General features: G+C 62.0%; 23 protein-coding genes. 17 read left to right on the top strand and 6 right to left on the bottom strand.

The window, feature by feature from the left end; translation table 11 throughout:
- The first annotated feature begins 20 nt into the window (after positions 1-20).
- Genes A3AY_RS0114695 through A3AY_RS0114685 form a run of 3 tightly spaced genes read left to right on the top strand, consistent with a single transcriptional unit; the run spans position 21 to position 3,482 of the window.
- The gene (locus A3AY_RS0114695) at positions 21-1,034 is read left to right on the top strand and encodes an ABC transporter permease (RefSeq protein ID WP_420830241.1); all 1,014 of its coding nucleotides are present in this window, start codon (positions 21-23) and stop codon (positions 1,032-1,034) included.
- Positions 1,031-1,858 carry an ABC transporter permease gene (locus A3AY_RS0114690; protein ID WP_018326413.1) on the top strand — a complete coding sequence of 276 codons (828 nt, stop codon included), beginning with the start codon at positions 1,031-1,033 and terminating at the stop codon, positions 1,856-1,858. Before A3AY_RS0114695 ends, A3AY_RS0114690 begins: the two co-directional genes overlap by 4 nt.
- Positions 1,851-3,482, top strand: a complete 1,632-nt coding sequence (locus tag A3AY_RS0114685; RefSeq protein ID WP_018326412.1) for an ABC transporter ATP-binding protein — start codon at positions 1,851-1,853, stop codon at positions 3,480-3,482. Before A3AY_RS0114690 ends, A3AY_RS0114685 begins: the two co-directional genes overlap by 8 nt.
- Before the next feature lie 50 nt (positions 3,483-3,532).
- On the opposite strand, the gene A3AY_RS0114680 is transcribed toward A3AY_RS0114685, so the two are convergent.
- On the bottom strand, positions 3,533-3,871 hold the full coding sequence (locus A3AY_RS0114680; RefSeq protein ID WP_083925980.1) for a PAAR domain-containing protein: 339 nt from the start codon (positions 3,869-3,871) through the stop codon (positions 3,533-3,535).
- A gap of 57 nt (positions 3,872-3,928) precedes the next feature.
- On the opposite strand from A3AY_RS0114680, the gene A3AY_RS0114675 reads away from it, so the two are divergent.
- Positions 3,929-5,929 (top strand): CocE/NonD family hydrolase, encoded by a 2,001-nt coding sequence (locus A3AY_RS0114675; RefSeq protein WP_026203452.1) that lies wholly within the window; start codon positions 3,929-3,931, stop codon positions 5,927-5,929.
- Positions 5,930-5,933: 4 nt separating this feature from the next.
- On the opposite strand, the gene A3AY_RS0114670 is transcribed toward A3AY_RS0114675, so the two are convergent.
- Positions 5,934-6,335, bottom strand: a complete 402-nt coding sequence (locus A3AY_RS0114670) for an ACT domain-containing protein (RefSeq protein WP_026203451.1) — start codon at positions 6,333-6,335, stop codon at positions 5,934-5,936.
- A 288-nt stretch (positions 6,336-6,623) separates the two neighbouring features.
- On the opposite strand from A3AY_RS0114670, the gene msrA reads away from it, so the two are divergent.
- The gene (gene msrA, locus A3AY_RS0114665) at positions 6,624-7,268 is read left to right on the top strand and encodes a peptide-methionine (S)-S-oxide reductase MsrA (RefSeq protein WP_051108353.1); all 645 of its coding nucleotides are present in this window, start codon (positions 6,624-6,626) and stop codon (positions 7,266-7,268) included.
- On the opposite strand, the gene A3AY_RS0114660 is transcribed toward msrA, so the two are convergent.
- On the bottom strand, positions 7,269-8,186 hold the full coding sequence (locus A3AY_RS0114660; RefSeq protein WP_018326407.1) for an alpha/beta hydrolase: 918 nt from the start codon (positions 8,184-8,186) through the stop codon (positions 7,269-7,271).
- A gap of 16 nt (positions 8,187-8,202) precedes the next feature.
- Between A3AY_RS0114660 and A3AY_RS37885 the strand changes: the two genes are divergently transcribed.
- From A3AY_RS37885 to A3AY_RS0114605, 11 genes are all read left to right on the top strand, one after another.
- Positions 8,203-8,568, top strand: a complete 366-nt coding sequence (locus A3AY_RS37885; protein WP_338053426.1) for a type II toxin-antitoxin system ParD family antitoxin — start codon at positions 8,203-8,205, stop codon at positions 8,566-8,568.
- Between the two features lie 3 nt (positions 8,569-8,571).
- Positions 8,572-8,877: a type II toxin-antitoxin system RelE/ParE family toxin gene (locus A3AY_RS0114650; RefSeq protein WP_018326405.1), complete on the top strand. Its 306-nt coding sequence runs from the start codon at positions 8,572-8,574 to the stop codon at positions 8,875-8,877.
- Between the two features lie 65 nt (positions 8,878-8,942).
- A complete protein-coding gene (locus tag A3AY_RS0114645) occupies positions 8,943-9,854 on the top strand; it encodes a LysR family transcriptional regulator (RefSeq protein WP_018326404.1) in 912 nt (303 codons plus the stop codon).
- A 128-nt stretch (positions 9,855-9,982) separates the two neighbouring features.
- On the top strand, positions 9,983-11,143 hold the full coding sequence (locus tag A3AY_RS0114640) for an ABC transporter substrate-binding protein (protein ID WP_018326403.1): 1,161 nt from the start codon (positions 9,983-9,985) through the stop codon (positions 11,141-11,143).
- Positions 11,144-11,330: 187 nt separating this feature from the next.
- Complete coding sequence (locus A3AY_RS0114635) at positions 11,331-12,329, top strand: ABC transporter ATP-binding protein (RefSeq protein WP_018326402.1); 999 nt, start codon at positions 11,331-11,333, stop codon at positions 12,327-12,329.
- Positions 12,326-13,276, top strand: coding sequence for an ABC transporter permease (locus A3AY_RS0114630; RefSeq protein ID WP_018326401.1), 951 nt, complete (start codon positions 12,326-12,328; stop codon positions 13,274-13,276). Before A3AY_RS0114635 ends, A3AY_RS0114630 begins: the two co-directional genes overlap by 4 nt.
- On the top strand, positions 13,266-14,081 hold the full coding sequence (locus tag A3AY_RS0114625) for an ABC transporter permease (RefSeq protein WP_018326400.1): 816 nt from the start codon (positions 13,266-13,268) through the stop codon (positions 14,079-14,081). Before A3AY_RS0114630 ends, A3AY_RS0114625 begins: the two co-directional genes overlap by 11 nt.
- A gap of 72 nt (positions 14,082-14,153) precedes the next feature.
- Positions 14,154-15,581, top strand: coding sequence for a gamma-aminobutyraldehyde dehydrogenase (locus A3AY_RS0114620; RefSeq protein ID WP_018326399.1), 1,428 nt, complete (start codon positions 14,154-14,156; stop codon positions 15,579-15,581).
- A gap of 234 nt (positions 15,582-15,815) precedes the next feature.
- The gene (locus A3AY_RS0114615) at positions 15,816-18,002 is read left to right on the top strand and encodes a TonB-dependent siderophore receptor (protein ID WP_018326398.1); all 2,187 of its coding nucleotides are present in this window, start codon (positions 15,816-15,818) and stop codon (positions 18,000-18,002) included.
- Between the two features lie 4 nt (positions 18,003-18,006).
- Positions 18,007-18,768, top strand: coding sequence for a siderophore-iron reductase FhuF (gene fhuF / locus A3AY_RS0114610; RefSeq protein WP_018326397.1), 762 nt, complete (start codon positions 18,007-18,009; stop codon positions 18,766-18,768).
- Positions 18,769-18,770: 2 nt separating this feature from the next.
- Positions 18,771-19,871 carry an ABC transporter substrate-binding protein gene (locus tag A3AY_RS0114605; RefSeq protein WP_420830238.1) on the top strand — a complete coding sequence of 367 codons (1,101 nt, stop codon included), beginning with the start codon at positions 18,771-18,773 and terminating at the stop codon, positions 19,869-19,871.
- Between the two features lie 44 nt (positions 19,872-19,915).
- On the opposite strand, the gene A3AY_RS0114600 is transcribed toward A3AY_RS0114605, so the two are convergent.
- A complete protein-coding gene (locus tag A3AY_RS0114600) occupies positions 19,916-20,416 on the bottom strand; it encodes a YciE/YciF ferroxidase family protein (protein ID WP_018326395.1) in 501 nt (166 codons plus the stop codon).
- A gap of 159 nt (positions 20,417-20,575) precedes the next feature.
- Here A3AY_RS0114600 and A3AY_RS0114595 point away from each other — a divergent pair, with 159 nt between their 5' ends.
- Positions 20,576-21,100 (top strand): hypothetical protein, encoded by a 525-nt coding sequence (locus A3AY_RS0114595; protein WP_018326394.1) that lies wholly within the window; start codon positions 20,576-20,578, stop codon positions 21,098-21,100.
- Between the two features lie 9 nt (positions 21,101-21,109).
- Here the strand turns inward: A3AY_RS0114595 and A3AY_RS0114590 are convergent, their stop codons facing one another.
- Positions 21,110-22,342 (bottom strand): aromatic ring-hydroxylating oxygenase subunit alpha, encoded by a 1,233-nt coding sequence (locus A3AY_RS0114590; protein ID WP_018326393.1) that lies wholly within the window; start codon positions 22,340-22,342, stop codon positions 21,110-21,112.
- A gap of 246 nt (positions 22,343-22,588) precedes the next feature.
- Positions 22,589-23,675, bottom strand: a 1,087-nt coding sequence (locus tag A3AY_RS0114585; protein ID WP_018326392.1) for an aminomethyl transferase family protein, incomplete at its 5' end; no start/stop codon positions are given.

Genomic DNA, 23,675 nt, shown 5'->3' with positions numbered 1-23,675 from the left:
CCGCACCCGCCTCCGGAGCGATGGTCACACCCACGACGGGTGTCGTGACCGGGACGTTCTGGCGCCGTTTTACCCTGCGCCGCCCGCTGGCGGCCCTCATCATCCAGCGCCTGGGTTTGAGCGTTGGTCTACTCTTTGCCGTGTCGCTGATGATCTTCGGCGGCGTGGAAGCGCTGCCCGGCGACTTCGCCACCACCTATCTCGGCCAGTCGGCGACCCCGCAGGCGGTTGAAAACATCCGCAAGGATCTCGGCCTCGACAAGCCGCTTACCGAACGCTACCTCAACTGGCTCGGCGGCGCCGTCAAGGGTGATTTCGGCACCTCCTGGGCGAGCAAGAACTCCGTCAGCGAACAGATCGGCAAGCGGCTTGGAAACTCGCTGTTCCTCGCGTTTTTTGCCGCGCTGATCTCCGTGCCCCTTGCCGTCGCGCTCGGCATGCTTGCCGTTCAATATCGAAACCGGCTGCCCGACAAGATCATCAACGTCATCTCGCTGGCGGCGATCTCGCTGCCTGAGTTCTTTGTCGGTTACCTGCTGATCCTGTTCTTCGCGGTTCAGCTCGGCGTCGCGACCTTCCCGGCCACAGTCTATGACAGCATGGGGTTTGGCGAGCGGCTTTCGGCCATCGCGCTGCCGGTCGCGACCCTCGTGCTCGTAGTCCTTGCCCATATGATGCGCATGACGCGGGCTGCGATCCTCAACGTCATGTCATCGGCCTATGTCGAGACCGCGGAGCTGAAGGGGCTCAGCGCCTTTCGCATCATCGCGAAGCACGCAGCTCCCAATGCCGTTGCGCCGGTGATCAACGTCATCGCGCTCAACCTCGCCTATCTCGTCGTCGGCGTCGTGGTGGTGGAAGTCGTGTTCGTCTATCCGGGCATGGGCCAGTACATGGTCGATGCCGTCACGGTGCGCGACATGCCGGTGGTGCAGGCCTGTGGCCTGATCTTCGCCGCCTTCTACATTTTCCTCAACATGGCGGCGGATATTCTCGCCATCCTCGCCAATCCGAGATTGAGGCACCCACGATGAGATTGAGCTCCATTCCATTCAGTGCATGGGTCGGCATCGCCGGCATCACGCTGGCTCTGTTCTGCGCCCTCTTCGCCCCCTGGATTGCACCCTACGGCGAACGTGACGTGGTCGGCGATATCTGGCTGCCGATGGGCGGCGACTTCCTGCTGGGTACCGACAACCTAGGCCGCGACCTGCTTTCCCGCCTGATCTTCGGCGCCCGCACGACGATCTTTGTCGCTCTGGCAGCAACGGTCATTTCGTTCTCGCTGGGCATGCTGCTGTCGTTTACGGCGGCCGTCACCGGCGGCTTCGTCGACCAGCTGTTCTCGCGTTTCAACGATCTGATGATGGCGATCCCGACGCTGATCTTTGCGCTTGTCGTGCTTGCCGTCCTGCCGCAACAGCTCTGGATCCTGATCCTCGTCATGGCGGTGCTCGACAGTACCCGTGTCTTCCGCATCGGTCGCGCCGTGGCGCTCGATGTCGCGGTGATGGAATTCGTCGAAGCGGCGCGGCTGCGCGGCGAAGGCACGAGCTGGATCATCTTCCGGGAAATCCTGCCTAACACCCTGTCGCCGCTTCTGGCGGAATTCGGCCTGCGCTTCGCCTTCTCGATCCTGTTCCTGTCCACCCTCTCCTTCCTCGGCCTCGGCATCCAGCCGCCGGCCGCCGACTGGGGCGGCATGGTCAAGGACAACAAGGACGGCATCATCTTCGGCATCTCGGCAGCACTCGTGCCCGGCGGCGCGATTGCCGGCCTTGCCATCTGCGTCAACCTCGTCGTCGACTGGCTGATGAAGCGAACCTCGAGCCTCAAGGGAGGGCGCGGCGATGCCTGATCTGCTTTCCGTCAAGAACCTGAAAATCGAGGCCACCAGCTATCCGCCGGGTGAGCCTCCGAAAACGGTAACGCTGGTCGAAAACGTCTCCTTCGATGTCCAGAAGGGCAAGGTGCTGGGCCTGATCGGAGAAAGCGGCGCCGGTAAATCGACCATCGGGCTTTCGGCGCTCGCCTATGGCCGCGGCGGCGCAGCCATCACCGGCGGTCAGGTGCTGCTCAACGGCAAGGATATCCTGACGCTCGGCCGCGACGGCGTTCGAACCATCCGCGGCTGCAAGGTCTGCTATGTCGCGCAGTCGGCAGCCGCCGCCTTCAACCCGGCCCACAAGCTCGGCGATCAGGTGATCGAGGCCGCTCTGCGCCACAAGATCATGAGCCGCCCCGAGGCGGAAAAGCGCGCGCTCTATCTCTTCAAGGTGCTCGGCCTTCCGAACCCCGAGACCTTCGGCGACCGCTATCCGCATCAGGTCTCCGGCGGCCAGTTGCAGCGCGCCATGACCGCCATGGCCCTCTGCCCCAACCCGGAGCTGATCGTCTTCGACGAACCGACGACGGCGCTCGACGTCACCACGCAGATCGACGTCCTGGCGGCAATCAAGCATGCGATCGAGGAAACGCATACGGCCGCCCTCTACATCACCCACGATCTCGCCGTCGTCGCCCAGATCTCCGACGACATCATGGTGCTGCGCCACGGCAAGACCGTCGAATACGGCACGACCAAGCAAATCATCGAAGCCCCGAACCAGGACTATACGCGCGCCCTGGTCAGCGTCCGCCAGACCAAGCGCGAGGAAGCCCGCGACCAGAGCAACACGTTGCTCAATATCGAGCATGTCAGTGCCGGCTATGCCAACGGCTTCAAGGTGCTGCATGACGTTTCCATGCATCTGCCCAAGGGCCAGACGCTGGCGATCGTCGGCGAAAGCGGCTCCGGCAAGTCTACACTGGCTCGCGTCATCACCGGTCTTCTACCGCCCCAGGAAGGCAAGATCACCTTCGACGGCAAGGAGCTTCCAAGGGCGCTGAGCGGGCGCACCAAGGACGAACTTCGCCGCGTGCAGATGATCTACCAGATGGCCGATACGGCGATGAACCCGCGCCAGACGGTGCGCGACATCATCGGCCGGCCGATCTCCTTCTACTATGGCCTGCACGGCGCCAAGAAGACGGAGCGGGTCAGGCAACTGCTCGACCAGATCGAGATGGGCGACCGGTTCCTCGACCGCTACCCGGCTGAACTGTCCGGTGGCCAGAAGCAGCGAGTCGCGATCGCCCGGGCGCTGGCGGCAAAGCCGGAACTCATCCTCTGCGATGAGCCGACCTCAGCGCTCGATCCGCTGGTGGCCGAGGGCATCCTGAATCTGCTTATGAAACTTCAGGAGGAAACCGCTGTTTCCTATGTCTTTATTACCCACGACATCGCCATCGTGCGAGCCATCGCCGACAGCGTCGCCGTCATGCATCGGGGCAAGCTCGTTCGGTTCGGGCCGAAATCCAAGGTCCTGTCACCGCCCTTCGACGACTACACCGATCTTCTCCTTAAATCCGTGCCGGAGATGGAACTCGGATGGCTGGAGAAGGTGTTGACGACACGCAGGATGGAGAGCGCTGGAAATTGAACCTTGGCGACACACATGCAGCCCGAAGCCGACTGGCTCGGGCTGCGAACTCATTTGCCCGTGCAGGTCACATCCCCGAGCCGTTGCGCGGCCTCGCCCTCCAGCGCGACGGTTGGATCGCCTTTCGCGGCACAATCGCCCTTGGCGCCTGCACCGGAGCGGAAATGCACGACCGGCTGTCCTTCGATGGAGATGCTCGGCACGATTTCGTAAAGTTCGGGCGGGCAATTCACGACGTCGGACATCCTGAGCGCCGGCTGTCCGCCTATGGTGACGCTGGTCGCGCCGGAAAGCGCGCAGGATGGCAGGAGCACGACCTGATCGGCGGCAACTGGCCCCGCCAGCGCCAGGATCAAAACGCTAGCGACAACATTTCTTCCTAACATCATCGTCCTTCCGCGACGCTGGTGACATGACCCTCACCAGCATGAAGAAAAGATATGCATATGACCACAGGCAATTTCACCGTCATCGAGAACCAATGGATCATGCTGAAGGACGGCACGCGGATGGCCGCGCGCATCTGGATGCCGGAGGGAGCCGACAGCAATCCGGTTCCGGCGGTCTTCGAGTACCTGCCCTATCGCAAGCGTGACGGCACCAGCCCGCGCGATGAATCCACCTACCCGGTATTTGCTGCTGCGGGAATCGCCGGCGTCCGCGTCGATATCCGCGGTTCCGGCGAATCCGATGGCGTCATCGACGGCGAATACACACCGCGTGAACTCGCCGACGGCTGCGAGCTGATCGCCTGGATCGCCGCCCAACCCTGGTCCAACGGCAAAGTCGGCATGATGGGCATCTCCTGGGGCGGCTTCAACTGCCTGCAGGTGGCCGCCCTCAAGCCGCCGGCACTGAAAGCGGTGATCTCGATCGCCTCGACGGTCGACCGTTACAACGACGACATCCACTACAAGAATGGCACGCATCTCTCCGCGCAACTCTCCTGGGCGGCGACAATGCTCGCCTACCAGTCGCGCTCGCCCGATCCTGCGCTCGTTGGCAACAGGTGGAAGGAGATGTGGCTGGAACGGCTGGAAAACGAACCCTTCTTCATGGAGGAATGGCTCGAACACCAGCGCCGTGACGACTTCTGGAAACACGGTTCGATCTGCGAGAATTTCGACGGCTTCCCGGTCCCGGCCATGGTCATCGCGGGCTGGGCAGACGGCTATCGCAATACGCCGATGAAGGCAGCGGAAGGCATGGGCGACCGCGTGAAAGCGCTGATCGGTCCCTGGGTCCACAAATATCCGCATTTTGCCTGGCCGAAGCCGCGCGCCGATTTTCATGGCGAAGCGATCGCCTGGTGGAACCGCTGGCTGCGCGACGAGGATACCGGCGTCGAAAACCTGCCGCAGATGCGGGCCTTCATTCTCGATGGTCCGAAGCCCGCGCTGCGGCGCGATATAGAGCCAGGCTTCTGGATTGCCAAGGAAACATGGCAGCCGCCGGAAATGCAGTGCTTCTACGTCGATCAGTTCGGCAGCCTGCAGGATGGCATGCCGATCGCTGGCGCCCACGACCACAACGCCTATCTGAGGTCGCCGCTCGATACCGGCATCGCCGCCGGCGAATGGTTCACGCTGAAGCCGGACGCAGAAATGGCGGGCGACCAGCGGATAGACGATGCCGGCTCGCTCACATTCGAGACCGCGCCGCTGACGCATGCGGTCGACTATCTCGGCCAGCCCGTGCTGACCGTCGAACTGGCTTGCGACGGCGATTGGGCAAACCTCATCGCCCGCCTTGTCGATGTCCATCCGGACGGGACGGCAACCCGCGTCACCTTTGGCGTCCTCAATCTTGCCCACCGCGACGGTTACGCCGAGCCGAAGCCGATGGAGAGAGGTAAGAAGACGCAGATCAGGCTGGTACTCGACGCCTGCGGTTACCGCTTCGGCGAAGGCCACCGCATCCGCCTGTCGCTCTCGACATCCTATTGGCCGATGGTGCTGCCCGCCCCATCCGATCCGGGGCTGACGTTCGATCTCGCCTCGCTCGGGCTTGCCTTGCCAAAGCTGGGTGACCATCAGGTCATCACCATGCCGGAGCCGGCAAATCTCGATCCGCTGCCGAAATATATCGAGCTTGCGCCCGGCAAGACCAGCCGCCGCGTCGAGCGCGACATGACGACCGGCGAGACGCGCTACCATATCTACGAGGATACCGGCCTGTTCGAACATCCGGGTACCGGTTTCGCCACGCAGGACATTCGCGACGAGACCTGGTCCATCGCCACGGACGACCCTCTGTCGATGGCCGGGGTATCGACCTGGACCTGCATTGCAAAACGCGAAAACTGGTCGGTCAAGACCATCTCGATCTCGCGGATCGGCTGCACGGCGACCGAATGGCTGACATCCGCCTCGGTGACGGCTTTCGAAGGCGAAACGCAGATCTTCCAAAAGATCTTCGAGAAGCGTTTTCCCCGCGACTTTATGTAATCGGTCAGACGGGCCTTGCTTCGGCCAGGGCGGCGAGCGCCCGCTCCCCGTCTGCGGCCGGCACGAAAATGTGGTCGTGGTAATAGGCTGCAACCACGTTGGCGCTGATGCCGTGCCGCGTCAGCGCCGCCGCGACCGCCGCGGTCAGGCCAACCGCCTCGAGCGCCGAATGCACCGTCAGCGTGATGCAGCGCAGCACCGGCCCGTAAGCCAGGCCGGCGCTGTCGGCCACCGTGCGCTCGAGGATCAGCGTTATCCCTTCATCCTCGCGGAAGAAACCGAGAGGCGACAACGAAAGCCAGTCCCCCGCTTCCTCAGGCGCCACCGTGCAATAGACATATTCTGCGGGACGCAAGTCCGGGCGCATGTCGCGCAAGAGCACGTCGAGATCGGTGATAGCCGTCATATCCATCCATTCCTCTGACATCACACGAGCGTGTAGCGCTGCGGCCGGCTTCTCACTTTGGCGTTACGCACGCATTTGCGATTTGACCCGTGAAGGAGCATCAGGCCAGAGTTGGCTCATGAAGCAATGGCTCATGTCGCCGGATTGAGGCCGTGAACCACATTGCGGCCGCGGTGAAACAGGAGGAATGCCATGCCGTCCATCAAAACACAAACCGGCTTTCGAAAGCCCGGGCGCTCCCTCGTGCTCGGCCTTGGCGCAACCGCAATCGCCGCGGCACTCTTCGCCATGTCCTCGACTTTCAGCAACGCCGCCGAAGAAGCCGTCGTCATTCCTCCTCCCGCCATCGACGAAACGACGAGCGCTACCACCGAAAAGGCCGTCTTCGCCGGTGGCTGCTTCTGGGGCGTGCAGGGTGTCTTCCAGCATGTGAAGGGCGTGAAGAATGCGGTGTCCGGCTATTCCGGCGGCGCGAAGGAGACCGCCGTCTATGAGACAGTCGGCAGCGGCAATACGGGTCACGCAGAGTCCGTCGAGGTCACCTACAATCCGAAAGAGGTCACCTACGGTCAGCTGCTGCAGATATTTTTCTCGGTGGCACACAATCCGACACAGCTGAACTATCAGGGCCCGGACCACGGTACGCAGTATCGCTCGGAAATCTTTGCCACCAATGGCGAGCAGAAGAAGATCGCGCAAAGCTATATCGCCCAGCTCGACAAGGCGGGGGTGTTCGGCGAACCGATCGTCACCAAGGTCTCGGATATGAGTGCCTTCTATCCGGCCGAGGAATACCATCAGGACTTCCTGACGCTCAATCCGACCTACCCCTACATCGTCTACAACGACTTGCCGAAGATCGAGAACCTCAGGGCCCTGTTCCCGGCGAAATTCAGTGCCGACCCGGTTCTTGTCCTCAAGGCCAAGGGGTGATCAGAGCGTTCCTGCAAGGACACTGACAGCGCGACAGAGATGCAGAAAGCCTTGCCGCGCACCCTCGCTCATGTGACGGGCGCGCAGCCATGCATGGATCATCTGCGGCTCGTCGCGATAGGTGACGTTGACGCCGGCGGCGATCAGGCGCTGAGCGTAGACTGCAGCGTCGTCGCGCAAGGGATCAAAATGCGCCGAAGTAATGTAGGCGCTCGGCAATCCGGAGAGGTCGGCGGCCTTCAGCGGATGGGCAAAGGCGTTCTCCGCCGGCGCCTTCAGCACCTCACGGTAGTAGAGGACATCCGCCGTCGACAGGCCCGGCGCCTCGGCCATTTCCGCATAAGAGCCCGACGTCAGGTCACCACCGAGCCCCGGATAGATCAGCACCTGCCCGACGATAGCCGTGATTGCCTCCGTCTTCGCCTTGAGCACGATGCCCGCCGCCAGATTGCCGCCGGCGCTGTCGCCCACAACGACCAGCGGCCGGCCATCGGCGAGAAGCCAGGTCAGCACCTCGAAGCAATCGTCGAAGGCGGCCGGCCAGACATGCTCCGGCGCCAGCCGGTAGTCGATGGACACCAGTTCAGCCCGCGCCGCATGCGCAATCTCCGCACAGATGGCATCATGGCTTTCCAGCGATCCGACAACGAAGCCGCCGCCATGAATGTAGAAGACCCGCGTTCGGGTTGCGATGTCCGCCGGCCGGTACCGGCGTATCGGAATGCGGTCGCCAACCATTTCATCGTGCCGCGTGAGCCCCTCCGGCAACGGCGCATCGAACTCGGCGCAGAGCGCGTCGTACCACTTACGCTGCTGCTCAATCGGCGCATCGACGGCATCGGCCGGATAAAATTCTTCGCAGCGCTTGTGGAAGGCGAGGATACCCGGCTCCGTGGGGAAAAGGCTATCTGTTGACATGAGTGACCAATCCTGAATGACCACTGATCATAACCGGAATTCTAGTAGGTTCTGTCCTCTATCCGACATTCTGAAACTTCCGACACATTCGAGTATGACAATGTCATGTTGTCGTGCTAATTTCAGCCCTATGCGAACAAGCAAACCCATCACCGTAACTCTCGGCAAGCAGCAAGCCTCTCTGGATGCGCGGCTACAGTCAGGCGCGTATGAATCAGCAAGCGAAGTCGTGCGCGCAGGTTTGCGCGCCCTTGATCGCGAAGAGGCAGCTTTGGACGAAATCATGCGCGCCAAAATTCGTGAAGCGATAAACGATCCTCGGCCCGATATTCCGGCGGCGGACGTTTTCGCGCGCCTTCGCTCTCGCCATGCTGGAAGGTGAGCTGTGACGCATAAAGTCGTCTTTCGTCCCGCGGCGGAAAACGATCTTATCGCACTCTATCACTACATCGCGACAAACAGCGGCGTCCAACGAGCGGAAGTCTATATCGATCGTATTGAACAGGCATGCATGGCCCTTGCCGATTTTCCCCTTCGCGGTACGCAGCGCGACGATCTTCATCCGGGCCTGCGCATCACTGGCTTTGAACGTCGCGCGTCGATCGCGTTCCTTGTCGAGAACGATACGGTCCGCATCGTGCGCATATTCTATGGAGGCCGCGACTTCCCGGAGGATTGGGGCGACAACTGAGGCGTACGTCACTCCGAAGATCTATCCACCTTGCCACTCCCCCCTCTGCCCGTGTTAGCTAGGCCATGGCCTTCACACTCCGTCAGCTCCAGTATTTCGTTGCCGTCGCCGAACAGGGCTCCATCACCCGGGCGGCGCAGAACCTGTCGATCTCGCAATCCTCGATCACCGAAGCCATCAAGGAACTGGAGACGGACCTGGGCGTCGAGCTGTTCGAGCGCCACCCGCGCGGGCTGCACATCACCCATAACGGCCACCAGTTCCTGCGCCATGCGACCAAGATCCTTGCCGGTGTGTCGGATGCGCGGCGCTCGTTTTCACAGGAGCGGGTTGAGCGCACCGGCGGCAAGCTCAATCTCGGGGTGACCTCGCTCGTTGCCGGTTACGTTCTCTCCGATCTCCTTGCCCGCTATCGCCGCGCCTGCCCGGAAGTTGAGGTCAGTGCCATCGAGGACAATGGCTCCTATCTCGAACATCTGCTGGTCGGCGGCGAGCTCGATGTCGCCGTCATGGTCATCTCCAACCTGCGCGACCGCATGGCGCTGCAGGCGGAAATCATCGAGACGTCCCCCTACCGTCTCTGGCTGCCGCTCGGTCATCCGCTGGTTTCCGCCGATATCATCTCCGTTGCCGATATCGCCAAGGAGCCGCTGATCATGCTGACGGTCGACGAAATCGAGGAGAATACCGGCAAGCTTTTGACCGCGCTCGGCGCTCGCCCGCATGTCGCCTTCCGTACACGCTCGGTCGAGGCGGTGCGCAGCCTGGTCGCCACCGGCGCCGGCATCGCGCTCCTGCCCGATCTCGTCTACCGGCCCTGGTCGCTGGAAGGCGACCGGATCGAAAGCCGCGACGTCTCCGGCGCTCTCCCCGTGGTTCAGGTCGGCATGGTCTGGCGCAAGGGATCCGGGTTGCCGCAATCGGCAAAAGACTTCATCGGGGTTGCAGAGGCCCTGCGCAGCGGCAGGTCCCGTTAAAGTTGATCGATATCGGAAAAACAGATAGCAACATTCTGATTAATGAATTTGCGAAAGCGGCAAAATAGAGGCACCTTTCTTCTGGGAACAGAACCGTGAAAAACACGGACCAAACCGGGAGATTGAAGATGAAGCAGATTCTAAAATCCTGCACCGCGCTCACCCTTTCGCTCGCCTTCGCCACCCATGCCTTTGCGCAGGAGCCGCTGAAGGAATTGGGCAAGGGAGAAGGCGAACTGTCGATCGTCGCCTGGGCCGGCTATATCGAGCGCGGCGAGACCGACAAGGCCTATGACTGGGTCACGGGCTTCGAAGAGAAGACCGGCTGCAAGGTCAGCGTCAAGACGGCCGCCACTTCTGATGAAATGGTTGCGCTGATGAACGAAGGCGGCTTCGACCTCGTCACCGCCTCCGGCGATGCATCGCTGCGGCTGGTTGCCGGCAAGCGTGTCCAGCCGATCAACACCGCCCTCATCCCGAGCTGGTCGACCATCGACGAGCGCCTGCAGAACGCCCCTTGGCATACGGTGAACGGCACCCACTATGGCACGCCCTATGTCTGGGGGCCGAACGTGTTGATGTACAACACCGAGGCTTTCAAGGGCCAGGCGCCGAAGAGCTGGAACGTCGTGTTCGAGGAGATGACATTGCCGGACGGCAAGTCCAACAAGGGCCGCATCCAGGCCTATGACGGTCCGATCCATGTGGCGGACGCCGCCAACTACCTGATGTTCCACAAGAAGGAACTCGGCATCAAGGACCCCTACGAACTCAACGAAGACCAGTACAAGGCCGCACTCGACGTGCTGCGTGTCCAGCGCACGCTGGCCGGCCGCTACTGGCATGATGCGATGATCCAGATCGACGACTTCAAGAACGAAGGCGTCGTCGCCTCCGGCTCCTGGCCGTTCCAGGTCAACCTGCTGAAGGCAGAAAAACTGCCGATCGCCTCGGTCTTCCCGGAGGAGGGTGCGACCGGCTGGGCTGACACGACCATGCTGCATGCCGAAAGCACCCACCCCAACTGCGCCTATATGTGGATGGAACACTCGCTGTCACCCAAGGTGCAGGGCGACGTTTCGGCCTGGTTCGGCACCGTTCCCTCGGTCCCGGCCGCCTGCAAGGGCAATGAACTGCTGACCGACGAAGGCTGTGCGGCCAACGGCTACAACGACTTCGAGAAGATCAAGTTCTGGAAGACGCCCGTTTCCAAATGCGCGAGCCAGGGCGAGTGCGTGCCCTATCACCGCTGGGTGTCGGACTATATCGGCGTCATTGGCGGCCGGTAAACGGCGGTCTCAGATCTGATCTCCCCCTTGTGGGGGAGATGTCAGCGAAGCTGACAGAGGGGGGTGCCAGCCCCAACCTCGCCCCCCTCTGTCCCTCCGGGACATCTCCCCCACAAGGGGGGAGATTATAACAACCTCCGTCGCTTCCTCGCGAAGGGAACGATGGTGCATGCCCACGGAGTCCCCCATGACCGCCGCCGTCCTGTTCGAAAACGTTTCCCGCCATTTCGGCACTGTCAAAGCGGTCGATGCGGTCGATCTTGAAATCGCGGCGGGCGAGTTCTTCGCGATGCTCGGCCCGTCGGGTTCCGGCAAGACCACCTGCCTCAGGCTGATGGCCGGCTTCGAGCAGCCGACCGGCGGCCATATCGAGATTTTCGGAGAAACGGCTGAAGGCGTTCCGCCCTATCGCCGCAGCGTCAACACGGTGTTCCAGGACTATGCGCTCTTTCCGCATCTCTCCATTCTCGACAACGTCGCCTATGGCCTGATGGTCAAGGGCATCGGCAGGCAAGAGAGGCACAGGGCGGCGGAAGACGCACTTGCCATGGTCAAGCTGCCGGGCTACGGCCAGCGGCGGCCGGGCCAGCTGTCCGGCGGCCAGCGCCAGCGCGTCGCGCTCGCCCGCGCCCTCGTCAACAAGCCGAAGGTGCTGTTGCTCGACGAGCCGCTCGGCGCGCTTGACCTCAAGCTGCGCGAGCAGATGCAGGAGGAACTGAAGAGCCTGCAGAAATCGCTCGGCATCACCTTCGTCTTTGTCACCCACGACCAAGGCGAGGCCTTGTCGATGGCAGACCGGATCGCCGTGTTCAACGACGGCAAAATCCAGCAGCTTGGCACGCCGGAGGATATCTACCAGCGGCCCCAGACCCGCTTTGTCGCCGATTTCGTCGGTTCGTCCAACATCCTGTCCAGCGCCATCTGCGCCCGGCTCGGGGTTCCCGCCGCAGCCGCAAGCCTGCGCCCGGAAGCGATTGCCATCGGCACGTCCTGGGCCGAGCAGCTCACCCTGCCCGGTACTGTCACCGCCCGCAGCTTCCTCGGCGCGGTTCATCGCGTCAGCGTCGACTGCGACGGAGAAAAGATCGTCGTTTCCAGCCCCGCCGCCATGCCCCTGCCCGACATCGGCGCTGAGGTGCAGCTCGCCTTTTCGCGCAACGACCTTCATCTGATGGAGGTTGCATGACTATCGCCGCCACCCAACCCATCCTGCCGAACAGACCGCGCCTCACCGGACGAATTTCGGACTTCCTCTGGAAGCACCCGCAGGTGCTGCTCGCCGTGCTGCTCGGCCCGCCCGTCCTCTGGCTCGGCATCATCTATCTCGGCTCGCTGTTTGCGCTTCTCTTGCAGAGCTTCTTCTCGATCGACGATTTCTCCGGGCTGATCAATTACGAGTTCACGCTTGCTACCTACAAGCAGCTGCTGTCGGATGCCAATTTCGACATCATCGTCCGCACGGTCCTGATGGCCGCCACTGTCACGCTCTTTTCGGCGCTGATCGCCTTCCCGATCGCCTATTACGCTGCACGTTATGCCAGAGGAAAATGGAAGGCGGTCTTCTATCTCGGCGTCATGCTGCCGCTGTGGTCGAGCTACCTCGTCAAGATCTATGCCTGGAAGCTGATCCTCGCCAAGGAAGGCATTCTCACCTGGGCCTTCACCAAGCTCAACCTGCTCTGGCTGCTCGACGGCTGGCTTTCGCTGCCCGTCATTGGCGGCAATTCGCTCTCGGTCAGCTATACCGGCACCTTCCTGGTCTTCGTCTATGTATGGATGCCCTTCATGATCCTGCCGATCCAGGCAGCGCTTGAGCGTATACCGGCCAACCTGATCGAGGCCTCCTCCGATCTCGGCGGCACGCCGCAGCAGACTTTCCGGCATGTGCTTTTTCCGCTGGCGCTGCCCGGCATCGTCGCCGGCTCGATCTTCACCTTCTCGCTGACGCTTGGCGACTACATCATCCCGCAGATCGTCGGCTCTTCGCGCCTGTTCATCGGCCAGGCCGTCTATGCGCAGCAGGGCACGGCCGGCAACATCCCGCTCGCCGCCGCCTTCACCGTCGTGCCGATCATCATCATGGGCCTTTATCTCTGGATGGCCAAACGCATGGGAGCCTTCGATGCGCTCTGACCGCTCCACCTCCGCGCCGTTGGGGCTGAAAGTCGCCGCCATCGGCGGCCTCGCTTTCCTGCACATCCCGATCCTCCTGATCTTCCTCTACGCCTTCACGACGGAGGAAAAGAGCTACCAGTTCCCGCCGCCGGGCCTGACCCTGCAATGGTTCGCGGTCACCTGGAACCGGCCCGACGTCTGGGCAGCGCTCACCTTGTCGGTCAAGGTCGCGACGATCGCCACAGCCATCGCGCTGGTGCTCGGCACGCTCTGCGCCGCTGCCGTCAGCCAGACGCGCTTCTTCGGTCGGGAAACCATCTCGCTGCTCGTCATCCTGCCAATCGCGCTTCCCGGCATCATCACCGGCATTGCCCTGCGCTCGGCCTTCTCGATGGCCGATATCCCCTTTTCCTTCTGGACCATCGTGCTCGGCCACGCGACCTTCTGCATCGTCGTCGTCTACAACAACGCGGTTGCCCGCTTCCGCCGCGTCTCCGGTTCGCTGATCGAAGCGTCGATGGATCTCGGTGCCGACGGCTTCCAGACCTTTCGCCATGTCATCCTGCCCAACATCGGCACGGCCCTTCTGGCCGGCGGCATGCTCGCCTTCGCGCTGTCCTTCGACGAGGTCATCGTCACCACGTTTACCGGCGGCCAGCAGTCGACGCTGCCGATCTGGATGCTCGAGGAACTGATTCGCCCGCGCCAGCGGCCGGTCACCAATGTGGTCGCCATGGTGGTGATGCTGGTGACATTCCTGCCGATCCTGGCGGCCTACTATCTCACGCGCGACGGCGACCAGATCGCCGGCGCCGGCAAATAATCACACGTCTGTTTCGGAAAAGTGGACACCGGTTTTCCGAAAAAAACAGACGCAGAAAAAGGGAGAACGGACATGGACACGCAATTGCTGATCGGATCGACATTCGAGGCCGGAACCGAAGCGGAGGAACTGATCCTCAATCCGCGGACCGGTGCGAAAATCGTAGACCTGCCGGAGGCGTCTCAATCGCAGATCGAGCGGGCCGTCGATGCGGCGGAGAAGGCCTTTGCCACGTGGTCAATGACGACACCCGGCGAGCGCTCCGGCTACCTGCTGAAGATCGCCGATGCCATCGAGAAGGACGCCGACGCTTTTGCGGTGCTGGAGGCGCTGAACTGCGGCAAGCCGATCAACGCCGTGCGCAATGACGAGCTGCCGGCGATCATCGATTGCTGGCGGTTCTTCGCAGGCGCTGTGCGTTCGATGCACGCGCCTGTTGCGGGCGAATATCTGCCGGGGTTCACCTCGATGATCCGCCGCGATCCGATCGGCATCGTCGGATCGATCGCGCCGTGGAACTATCCGCTGATGATGATGGCCTGGAAGCTTGCGCCTGCGATTGCCGGCGGCAACACCGTCGTCTTCAAGCCGTCGGAACAGACACCGCTGACGGCGCTGAAAATGGCCCGCGTGCTTGCCGACATTCTGCCGGAAGGTGTCGTCAACGTCATCCTCGGCCGCGGCGAAACGGTGGGCAACACGCTGATCAACCATCCGAAGATCGGCATGGTCTCGATCACCGGCGATATCGCCACCGGCAAGAAGGTATTGCAGGCCGCCGCCAAGACGGTCAAGCGCACACATCTCGAACTCGGCGGCAAGGCCCCGGTGATCGTCTACGACGACGCCGACCTCGAAGCTGTCGTGAGCGGCATCCGCACCTTCGGCTATTACAATGCCGGCCAGGACTGCACCGCCGCCTGCCGCATCTACGCCCAGGACGGGATCTACGAGAAACTGGTCGCTGATCTCACGTCGGCCGTCTCAACGATCAAATACAATCTCGCCGACGACACCGAAAACGAAATCGGCCCGTTGATTTCCAAGCGTCAGCGCGATCGGGTGGCAAGCTTCGTCGAGCGCGCGAGCGAACAGAAGCACATCGAGATCACCACGGGTGGAAACCTCGGCAGCAAGGACGGCTTCTTCTTCCAGCCGACGGTTGTCGCAGGGGCAACGCAGGAGGACGAGATCGTCCGGCGCGAAGTCTTCGGCCCCGTCGTCTCCGTCACCCGCTTCACCGACAACGACCAGGCCGTCGCCTGGGCGAACGACAGCGACTACGGCCTTGCCTCCTCGGTCTGGACCAAGGATATCACCAAGGCGATGAAGGCGGCGTCTCGCCTGCAATATGGCTGCACCTGGATCAACACCCACTTCATGCTGACCAACGAGATGCCGCATGGCGGCATCAAGCAGTCTGGATACGGCAAGGACATGTCGGTCTACGCGCTTGAGGATTATACGGCCGTCCGCCACGTGATGATCAATCACGGATAAAACGCCTCTGCCGCCTGGCCGGCCGACACCACTTTCAAAGACCGCGCCTTTCGAAGACGCGGTCTTTTAAGTTGTGTGCTGACAAGCGTTATACACTGCAGGTTTCCTGAATGTTGCGCAAATCCCACACGCTGTAAACGTGAGTATTTTACTCATGCATTTTCGCTTTTCGACGAAAAGAATCTTGATAGAAGAAGTCATCTTTATGACTGCTCTGTCCAGAAAGTGCATGACATGCCCGATCCTCGCTGCGTCACCCGGCCCACCGTCCGCTTCGCCCTTGCGGGCACTTCGCTTCTCGCCTTGTCGCTGACGGCCTTTGCCCAGGATACGGCGCATTCCATCACGAGCGAAGGCGCAACGGTGCTGGAGACCCTGACCGTTACCGGCGGCAGCGGCGGCGTCATCACTGCCGATGGCTATGTCGGCACCAGCAGCGCGACGGGCGCCAAGATCGACACGCCCTTCCTGCAGACGCCGCAGTCGATCTCGTCCGTGACCGAACAGCAACTGAAGGACCGCAACCCGCAGACCCTTCTCGATGCGCTCGCCTATACGCCGGGGTCGCGCGTCGGTGCCTACGGGTTCGATCCGCGCTTCGATTCCTTTACGGTGCGCGGCTTCGACGTCACCTATACCGGCGTATTCCGCGACAACCTGCGCCAGCCCGGCGCCAGTTCATCGCTGTTCAAGACGGAGCCTTACGGCCTTGAAGGCGTGTCGATCCTGCGTGGTCCCTCGTCTGCCCTCTATGGAGCATCTGGCGCCGGCGGCCTCTTCAACCTGATCACCAAGCGCCCGACGGATGAGCCGCTGCACGAATTGCAGCTGCAATACGGCACCGACAACCGCTATCAGGGACAGTTCGATTTCTCCGGCCCGGTCAACGACACCGACCCGGTCTACTACCGCATGACCGGGCTGCTGCGGGACGCCGACACCGAACAGGTGAGCGTGCCGGACGACCGCGCCAATATCGCCCCCGCCTTCACCTGGAAGCCGGACGAAGACACCAAGCTGACCATCCTCGGCGAATACTCCCGCACCAGGACGGGCGGCACGGCGGCCTACTACAACGATCCTCTGACCGGCGAAGTAACCGACATCTTCGCCGGCAACCCGGATTTCAACGATTCCGTACAGAAGCAGGCCCGCATCGGCTACGAATTCGAGCACCGGCTGAACGAGACATTCACCTTCCGCCAGAACATGCGGGTCTCCACGCTGAATACCGATGCTGACTGGGCCTTCGCTTATGCGCCGAACGCCGTCGATCCGACGCTGCTCGACAGCAGCGCCGGTACGTTCGACGAGCGCCTGACGGCCTTCGTGGTCGACCATCAACTGGAAGCCCGGTTCGATACCGGCGCGCTCGACCATACCCTGCTTGCGGGCATCGACTACAGCAAACTGCGCTTCCGCTCGCTTTCCGGCACCGGTTTCACACCGCCGCTGGATACCAATAATCCGACCGAAGGCCGCCCGACCGATCCAATCGACTTCACCAGCCGTGTCGTTCAGGACCAGTGGCAGCTTGGCACCTATCTGCAGGATCAGATCCGCTACGACGCCTGGACCCTGACGGCAGGCGCGCGCTATGACTGGGTCTCGACCGATACCGACACGACGGATCTCACCACCGATGCGATCGACTCGGTGTCCCAGAAGGACAAGGCGTTTTCCGGCCGTATCGGCCTGACCTACGAAACCGATTTCGGCCTCGCACCCTATATCAGCTACTCCACCGCCTTTTCGCCGAACGCCGGTATCAACCGGGAGACCGGCTCCCCCTTCAAGCCGACGAAGAGCGAGCAGGAGGAAATCGGCGTCAAGTATCTGTTGCCGGACAGCAATACGATGATCACCGCCGCGCTGTTCAACATCGACCAGAAGAACAGTCTCTATTACGAGGTTATCGATCTGGGAAGCGGTCCCGAGAACGTTCAGGTGCAGCGCGGCAAGGTGCGCTCTCGCGGCTTCGAGATCGAGGCCAACACCAGCCTCGACAACGGCCTGTCGCTGGTCGCGTCCTATACCTACACCGACATCAAGATCACCGAGGGCGCGGCCGACACGGTCGGCAACTACGTCTCCTCCGTGCCCCGTCACATGGCGTCCATATGGGCCGACTATACGCTTCCCGAAGATGGCCAGGCGGCAGGCCTCGGTTTTGGTGCCGGCGCACGGTTCCTCGGATCGAGCTACGGCAACGACCAGAATACGACCCGCAACTCGTCGCGGGTGCTGTTCGATGCCGCCGCCCACTATGACTTCGCGGCAATGGACAAGAAGTATGAGGGCCTGCGTCTGCAGGTGAATGCCACCAATCTCTTCGACCGGCGCGAAGCGGTGTGCTCGGCAAGCTTCTGCTACCGAGAACAGGGCCGCGCCGTCATCGGCTCGCTGAAATACAGCTGGTAAGACCTTGGCCATCGCCGCGAACCTTGATGCAAGGACCGCTTTCGGGCCACCCGGCCTGAAGGCGGTCTTTGCCGGCGAGCATGCCTGGTGCGGCGAGAAGATGATGCTCTCCGCCGAACTCGAAGGTGCCGTCCCGCTGGCGGACTTCTTCGGCTCCGGCGGCTTTTGCGCTGCCCTTGATACCTATGCCGCCGCCCATGCCGGCACGGATCGGCGCGCGGTTGCCTCCATGTGGTCCCTCTACTATTTCTCGATCCTGACGATCCCCTACATCGTCGCACGTCGGGCCTTTTGTGCCCTGCCGATCGCCGTTCACGACATGACGATTGCCCTTGCGGAAGACGGGCTGCCGCGCGCACTCGGGCTTGCCGGCGAAGGGGATTGGAGCGACGGGAACGGCGACCTCCTCTCTTTCGTGGTTCCCCTGGTCAGCCAGCATATTCCCGAAATCATTTCGCAGTTGAAGGCACAGGGCGGCATTGCGCCGAAACTCGCCTGGAACAATGCGGCCGTCTATATCGACTACGCCTTCAACGCGACGGAGCGCGAGCGCCCGGCCGATGGCGAGCCCTGGGCCGCGCGACCGTTGTTCACGGAGCCGCGGCTGCCGGACGGTTCTCTCAATCCCTTCCTGGGTTGCCTTCGCCATGAGATCGAAGGCGAGCAAACCGTCTGCCGCCGCAAGGTCTGCTGCCTGCGCTATCTGCTGCCCGGCATTCCAGGTTGCGGCGAACTCTGCGCCCTGCCCGCTCAAAGAAAGCAATGATCGTGAAGCGCCTTTTCCTCCTGACCCTTGGCCTGTTTCTCGCCTTCGCCTCCATAGCGAAGGCACAGGAGCGCTGGCCGCTGACGCTTACCGACGCCCTCGGCCGCCAGGTGACGATCAAGGCAAAGCCGAAGGCGATCCTGCTCGGCAGCGGCTTCAACCTGGTCGCGCTGTCGCTGATCCACCCGGACCCGGTCAGCCTGCTCGCCGGCTGGTCCGGCGACATGAAGGGCGACAATCCTGAGATCTACAAGGATTTCGTGGCGAAGTTTCCGGCACTTGCCGATGTACCGATCATCGACGACAGCACCGGCGGCCTGTCCTTCGAGACCATCCTGTCGCTGAAGGCGGACCTCGCCATCATGGCGAACTGGCAGGCGGATAGCGAACTTGGAAAAAGGGCGATCGACTATCTGGAAACGACCGGCGTTCCGGTCTTCATCGTCGACTTCAACAGCGACCCGATGAAGAATACGCCCGGCAACATGCGCCTGCTCGGCAAGATACTCGAACGCGAGGAACAGGCAAACGCCTTCGCCGATTTTTACGAGGAACATCTGAAGCGCATCATCGATCGCGTCGCAGCCCATCCCGAACCAGGCCCGACCGTTTTGATGGATGCGTTCCCCAATCCGGATCGCTGCTGCTATGCTTACGGAACGGGCGGCCTCGGCGAGTTCATCGGCATCACCGGCAGCCGCAATATCACCGACAACCTGCCGCGCCAGGGCGGCATCGTCAGCAGCGAATACCTGATCGCCGCGGACCCTCAAGTCTATATCGCCACGGCGTCACCGGGCGGCACCTACAGCGCCTTTTCCGTGGGCCCCGGCGTCACCGCCGCGGAGGCCCGCAAGACGCTTGGCGAGGCCGTAGAAAGTCCTGTGCTCGCCAATCTTTCTGCCGTCCAGAAAGGCCGCGTGCATGGATTGTGGAACTTCTTCAATGCGGTGCCGCTGAATATCCTCGCCGCCGAGGCCTTTGCCCGATGGCTGCGGCCGGAACTCTTTGCCGATGTCGATCCGGACGAGAGCCTGAAGGAAATCAACGAGCGCTTTGCCGCCGTCCCCTTCAACGGATCCTATTGGATCAGCCTGAAATAGAAAAATGGCCGGGTGTAAATCCGGCCATTTTTGACGATGTTCTGTCAGGCGGCTTTCTTGAGAGCCGTTGCATTGACCGATGCTTCGGCGAGCTTCGTCAGGTCGTGATCGGTCTTGCCTTCCTGCTGCAGCGTTTCGTCGAGCAGTTTGACCGCATCGTTGAGACCGAGCATCATTGCCCAAGTCTTCAGCGCGCCATAGCGGGCCATTTCATAGTGCTCGACGGCTTGCGCAGCAGCCAAAAGGCCAGCATCGAGAGCGGGTGAATTCTTGAATTCATCGAGAATTTCCTCGCCTTCCTCTATCAGGCCGTCGATCGCCGGGCAGGTCTTGCCGACGGCGCGCTTGCCGAGGATTTCGAAAACCTGCTGCAGGCGTTCCAGCTGACCTTCGGTTTCGTCGCGATGCTTTTCGAATGCCGCCTTCAGCTTCGGGCTCTGGGCGCCCCTGGCCATTTTCGGCAGGGCCTTCAGAATCTTGCGTTCGGCGTAGTAGACATCCTTGAGCAGGCCGTAGAACAGGTCTTCCAGGGCTCTTTCTGCCATTGGTTTCCTCCTTTTGATGATTGAAACACGTCGGGGGCGACCTGCTGGAAACGGGTTAGCGCGCGCTTTGTTCCACTTTGCATGACAATCGCAGCCCTGCCCCGCACCCCGCTTCCCTCGCGTCCACGCCCCGCCTATATAAAGAGCGGGAGGACTTTGATGATTTGGATTTTTCCTGCGCTTGCAGGCCTTTTGATCGTCTATTTCGCCATGCGCTCGTCGCGCTTCCAGCGTTTTGCCGAACCAGCACTCAGCCTGATGGTCGCAGTCGGGCTGATCATCGCCTTCATCATCTGGATCAGTGAAGGCAACAATACTCCCAACGCGGAGACCGATCAGACCCCGCAGCAGACCCGGCCGGCGCTGACGCCGGACGACATCTCCGTTGACGGGTTGGCGTTCACACGCAACCGCCCGGACACGAGCTATCGTGCCACCGGCACGGTGGCAAACAAGAGCGGCTTCAATCTCGACTATTTCAGGCTGTCGGTGACGCTGGAGGATTGCCCGCAAAACCAGTGCAGGACGCTCGGCGAGGACACCGCCCTCATTCTCGCGCGCATTCCCGCGGGCCAGAACCAGAGCTTCGAAACCTACTTCACGTTCCCCAATCGCTACGGCGTTGAACCGACGGCGCCCAAATGGTCCTACCGGGTCACCGAGGTGCGTGGACGCATCCCGTGAAACCGGGCGTCAACTCGCCCGGCTGATCTCATCCAGATACCAGTTGATATAGCGCAACTCGTTCTGCTCCATCGGCGCGATCGGGCCGGGCACGAAATAGTGCGAGCGGACGCCGCGCGACGTGTGTTCGATGATCGCCTTGTCCTCGTCGGTCGTTACCGTCCAGAGCCAGGTGAGCCTGGCGAGATCATAGTCCCTGCCCTCCTCGGCCTCGCCGTTGACGAGCCAGATCAGCTCCATCTCGCAGGTTTCCGGCCCCTTCGGAATGAATCGGTAGATCATCCCGTGATCGGGGTAGCAGACCAGGAAGGACGTGCCGCCGAGATGGACGGAGGTCACGCCGCCGTCGAAGTCGGTAAAACGGCCCATCAGCGTGCTAAGCGGCGAGCCGTCCTGGCTGCCGGTCTTGACGCCGTCATAAAGCGCATAGCGAAACGCATGGATGGTTTCCTTGCCGTTCGCCGAGGTCTGCCAGTGATCGCCGGAACCGACCTCTATGCCGAGCGCGCAGGTACGTTCTTCCATCGCGGCGTTCAGCGCCTCGATCATGTGCAGCGGCTGCTCGAGCGCATGGGTCTGCGAATATTCCGGATGCGCCGGACCGCAGTGGTAACATTCGACATAGTTTTCAACCGCCAGCTTCCAGTTGGCATCGACCGGATAGCTCTGCCGATGCGCCACCTTGGCCTGCCCCCAGCCATATTGGCCGCAGGTGGCGTGCAGCAGGTTCTCGACCTCGGAGAAGTCGAGCGGGTTTTCGGCAAAGGAAATGAAGATCAGCCCCTCGACCACACGAACATGCAGCGTCTTCAGCCCATGGTCCTCCCGCTTGAAATCCTTCGGCATCAGCCGCGCCGCCTTGAGCGCCCCATCATTGCCATAGGTCCAGGCATGGTAGGGACAGACGAAGACACGGGCATTGCCCTTGTCCCTGGTGCAGACTTCCGCCCCGCGGTGGCGGCAGACATTGAGCAGAGCGTGGATGGTCCCGTCCGCATGGCGCGTCACGATCACCTGCTCGGAGGCCATGCGAAAGACTTCGAAATCATTGGGTTTCGGGATAACGCTCTCATGCGCGACGCAATGCCAATGGCGGCGGAACACGCGCTCCAGATCCCGCTCGTAGATGTCCGGATCCATGTAGAACGGCCTGGCAAGACCGTGGCCCGGCTTGTGCGCCGCCACGAGCTGGTCGATGCGGTCCGGCAACGGTGCCTTTGTCTTGGTATCAGGTGCGAGCATGGGAATGTCTCCGGGCTGAAGAGCGCGTGGCGCACCCCCCTCTGTCACTGCGTGACATCTCCCCCTCAAGGGGGGAGATCGAGGGCACGCGGATAAGTCTCTGTCCAGCAGAAATGAACTGAAACGGTGTAGAGCGAAGAAAGCCGGAGTGAGCCGCAGCGGTTGCGGCCAATCTCCCCCCTTGAGGGGGAGATGTCACGGAGTGACAGAGGGGGGTAGCCCCGGGAAAAGCCGGCGTGCCGTGCATCATACCCTCACCCGCTCCGCCTTCGGATCATACATTGGCGCAAGCGACGCCTCCGCCCTTACCCGCGTTCCGGCAATCTCGATCTCGTAGGCCGAACCCAGCACCTCCGCCTCGCTCTCGCCGATACACGGCACGTAGCCAAGCCCGATCGCGCCGCCGAGATGGTGGCCGTAATTGCCGGAGGTCACAGTGCCGACAATCTTGCCGTCGCGCACCACCGCTTCGTTGTGGAACAAAAGCGGATCCGGATCGGTCAGCCGGAACTGCACAAGACGGCGAGACAGGCCCTTGTCCTGTTTCCTCAACACCGCGTCGCGGCCGATGAATTCGCCTTTCTGCGTCCGCACGGCAAAACCGAGCCCGGCTTCCAGAACATGATCCTCATCGGTGATGTCATGGCCGAAATGGCGGAAGGCCTTTTCGATACGGCAGCTGTCCAGCGTATGAAGACCGCAGAGTTTCAGCCCGACGTCCCTGCCCGCCGCCTCCAGCGCCTCGAACACATGCGCCGCCTGGTCGGTGGAGACATAGAGCTCCCAGCCCAGTTCGCCGACATAGGTGACGCGGTGGGCGCGAGCGAGGCCCATTCCGATTTCGATCTCCCGCGCGGTGCCGAAGGGATGGGCGGCATTGGAGAAATCGTTGGGGCTGACTTTTCCCATCAGCTCGCGTGCCTTTGGCCCCATGATGCAAAGCACCGATTCCGAGGCGCTAACGTCTGTGACGACCACGAACGCGTCGGCGATATGCTTGCGCAACCAGGCAAGATCACGTTGCAGCGTCGCGCCGGGAACGACGAGCAGAAACGCCGTTTCGGAAAGACGCGTGCCCGTCAGGTCGCTCTCGATGCCGCCGCGCGCATTGAGCATCTGGGTGTAGACGATGCGGCCTGCCGCGACGTCCATCTGATTGGCGCAGAGCCGCTGCAGGAAGGAAAGCGCATCACGGCCCTCGACGCGGATCTTGCCGAAGGACGTCATGTCGAACAGTCCAACGCCGGTGCGAACCGCCAGATGTTCGTCGCGCTGGTTTTCGAACCAGTTCTGTCGCTTCCAGCTGTATTTGTATTCCCGCTCCTGCCCCGGC

This window comes from Rhizobium giardinii bv. giardinii H152 (assembly GCF_000379605.1).
In the GTDB taxonomy this organism is placed as follows: domain Bacteria; phylum Pseudomonadota; class Alphaproteobacteria; order Rhizobiales; family Rhizobiaceae; genus Pararhizobium; species Pararhizobium giardinii.
This window is presented reverse-complemented; position numbering and strand designations above follow the sequence as displayed.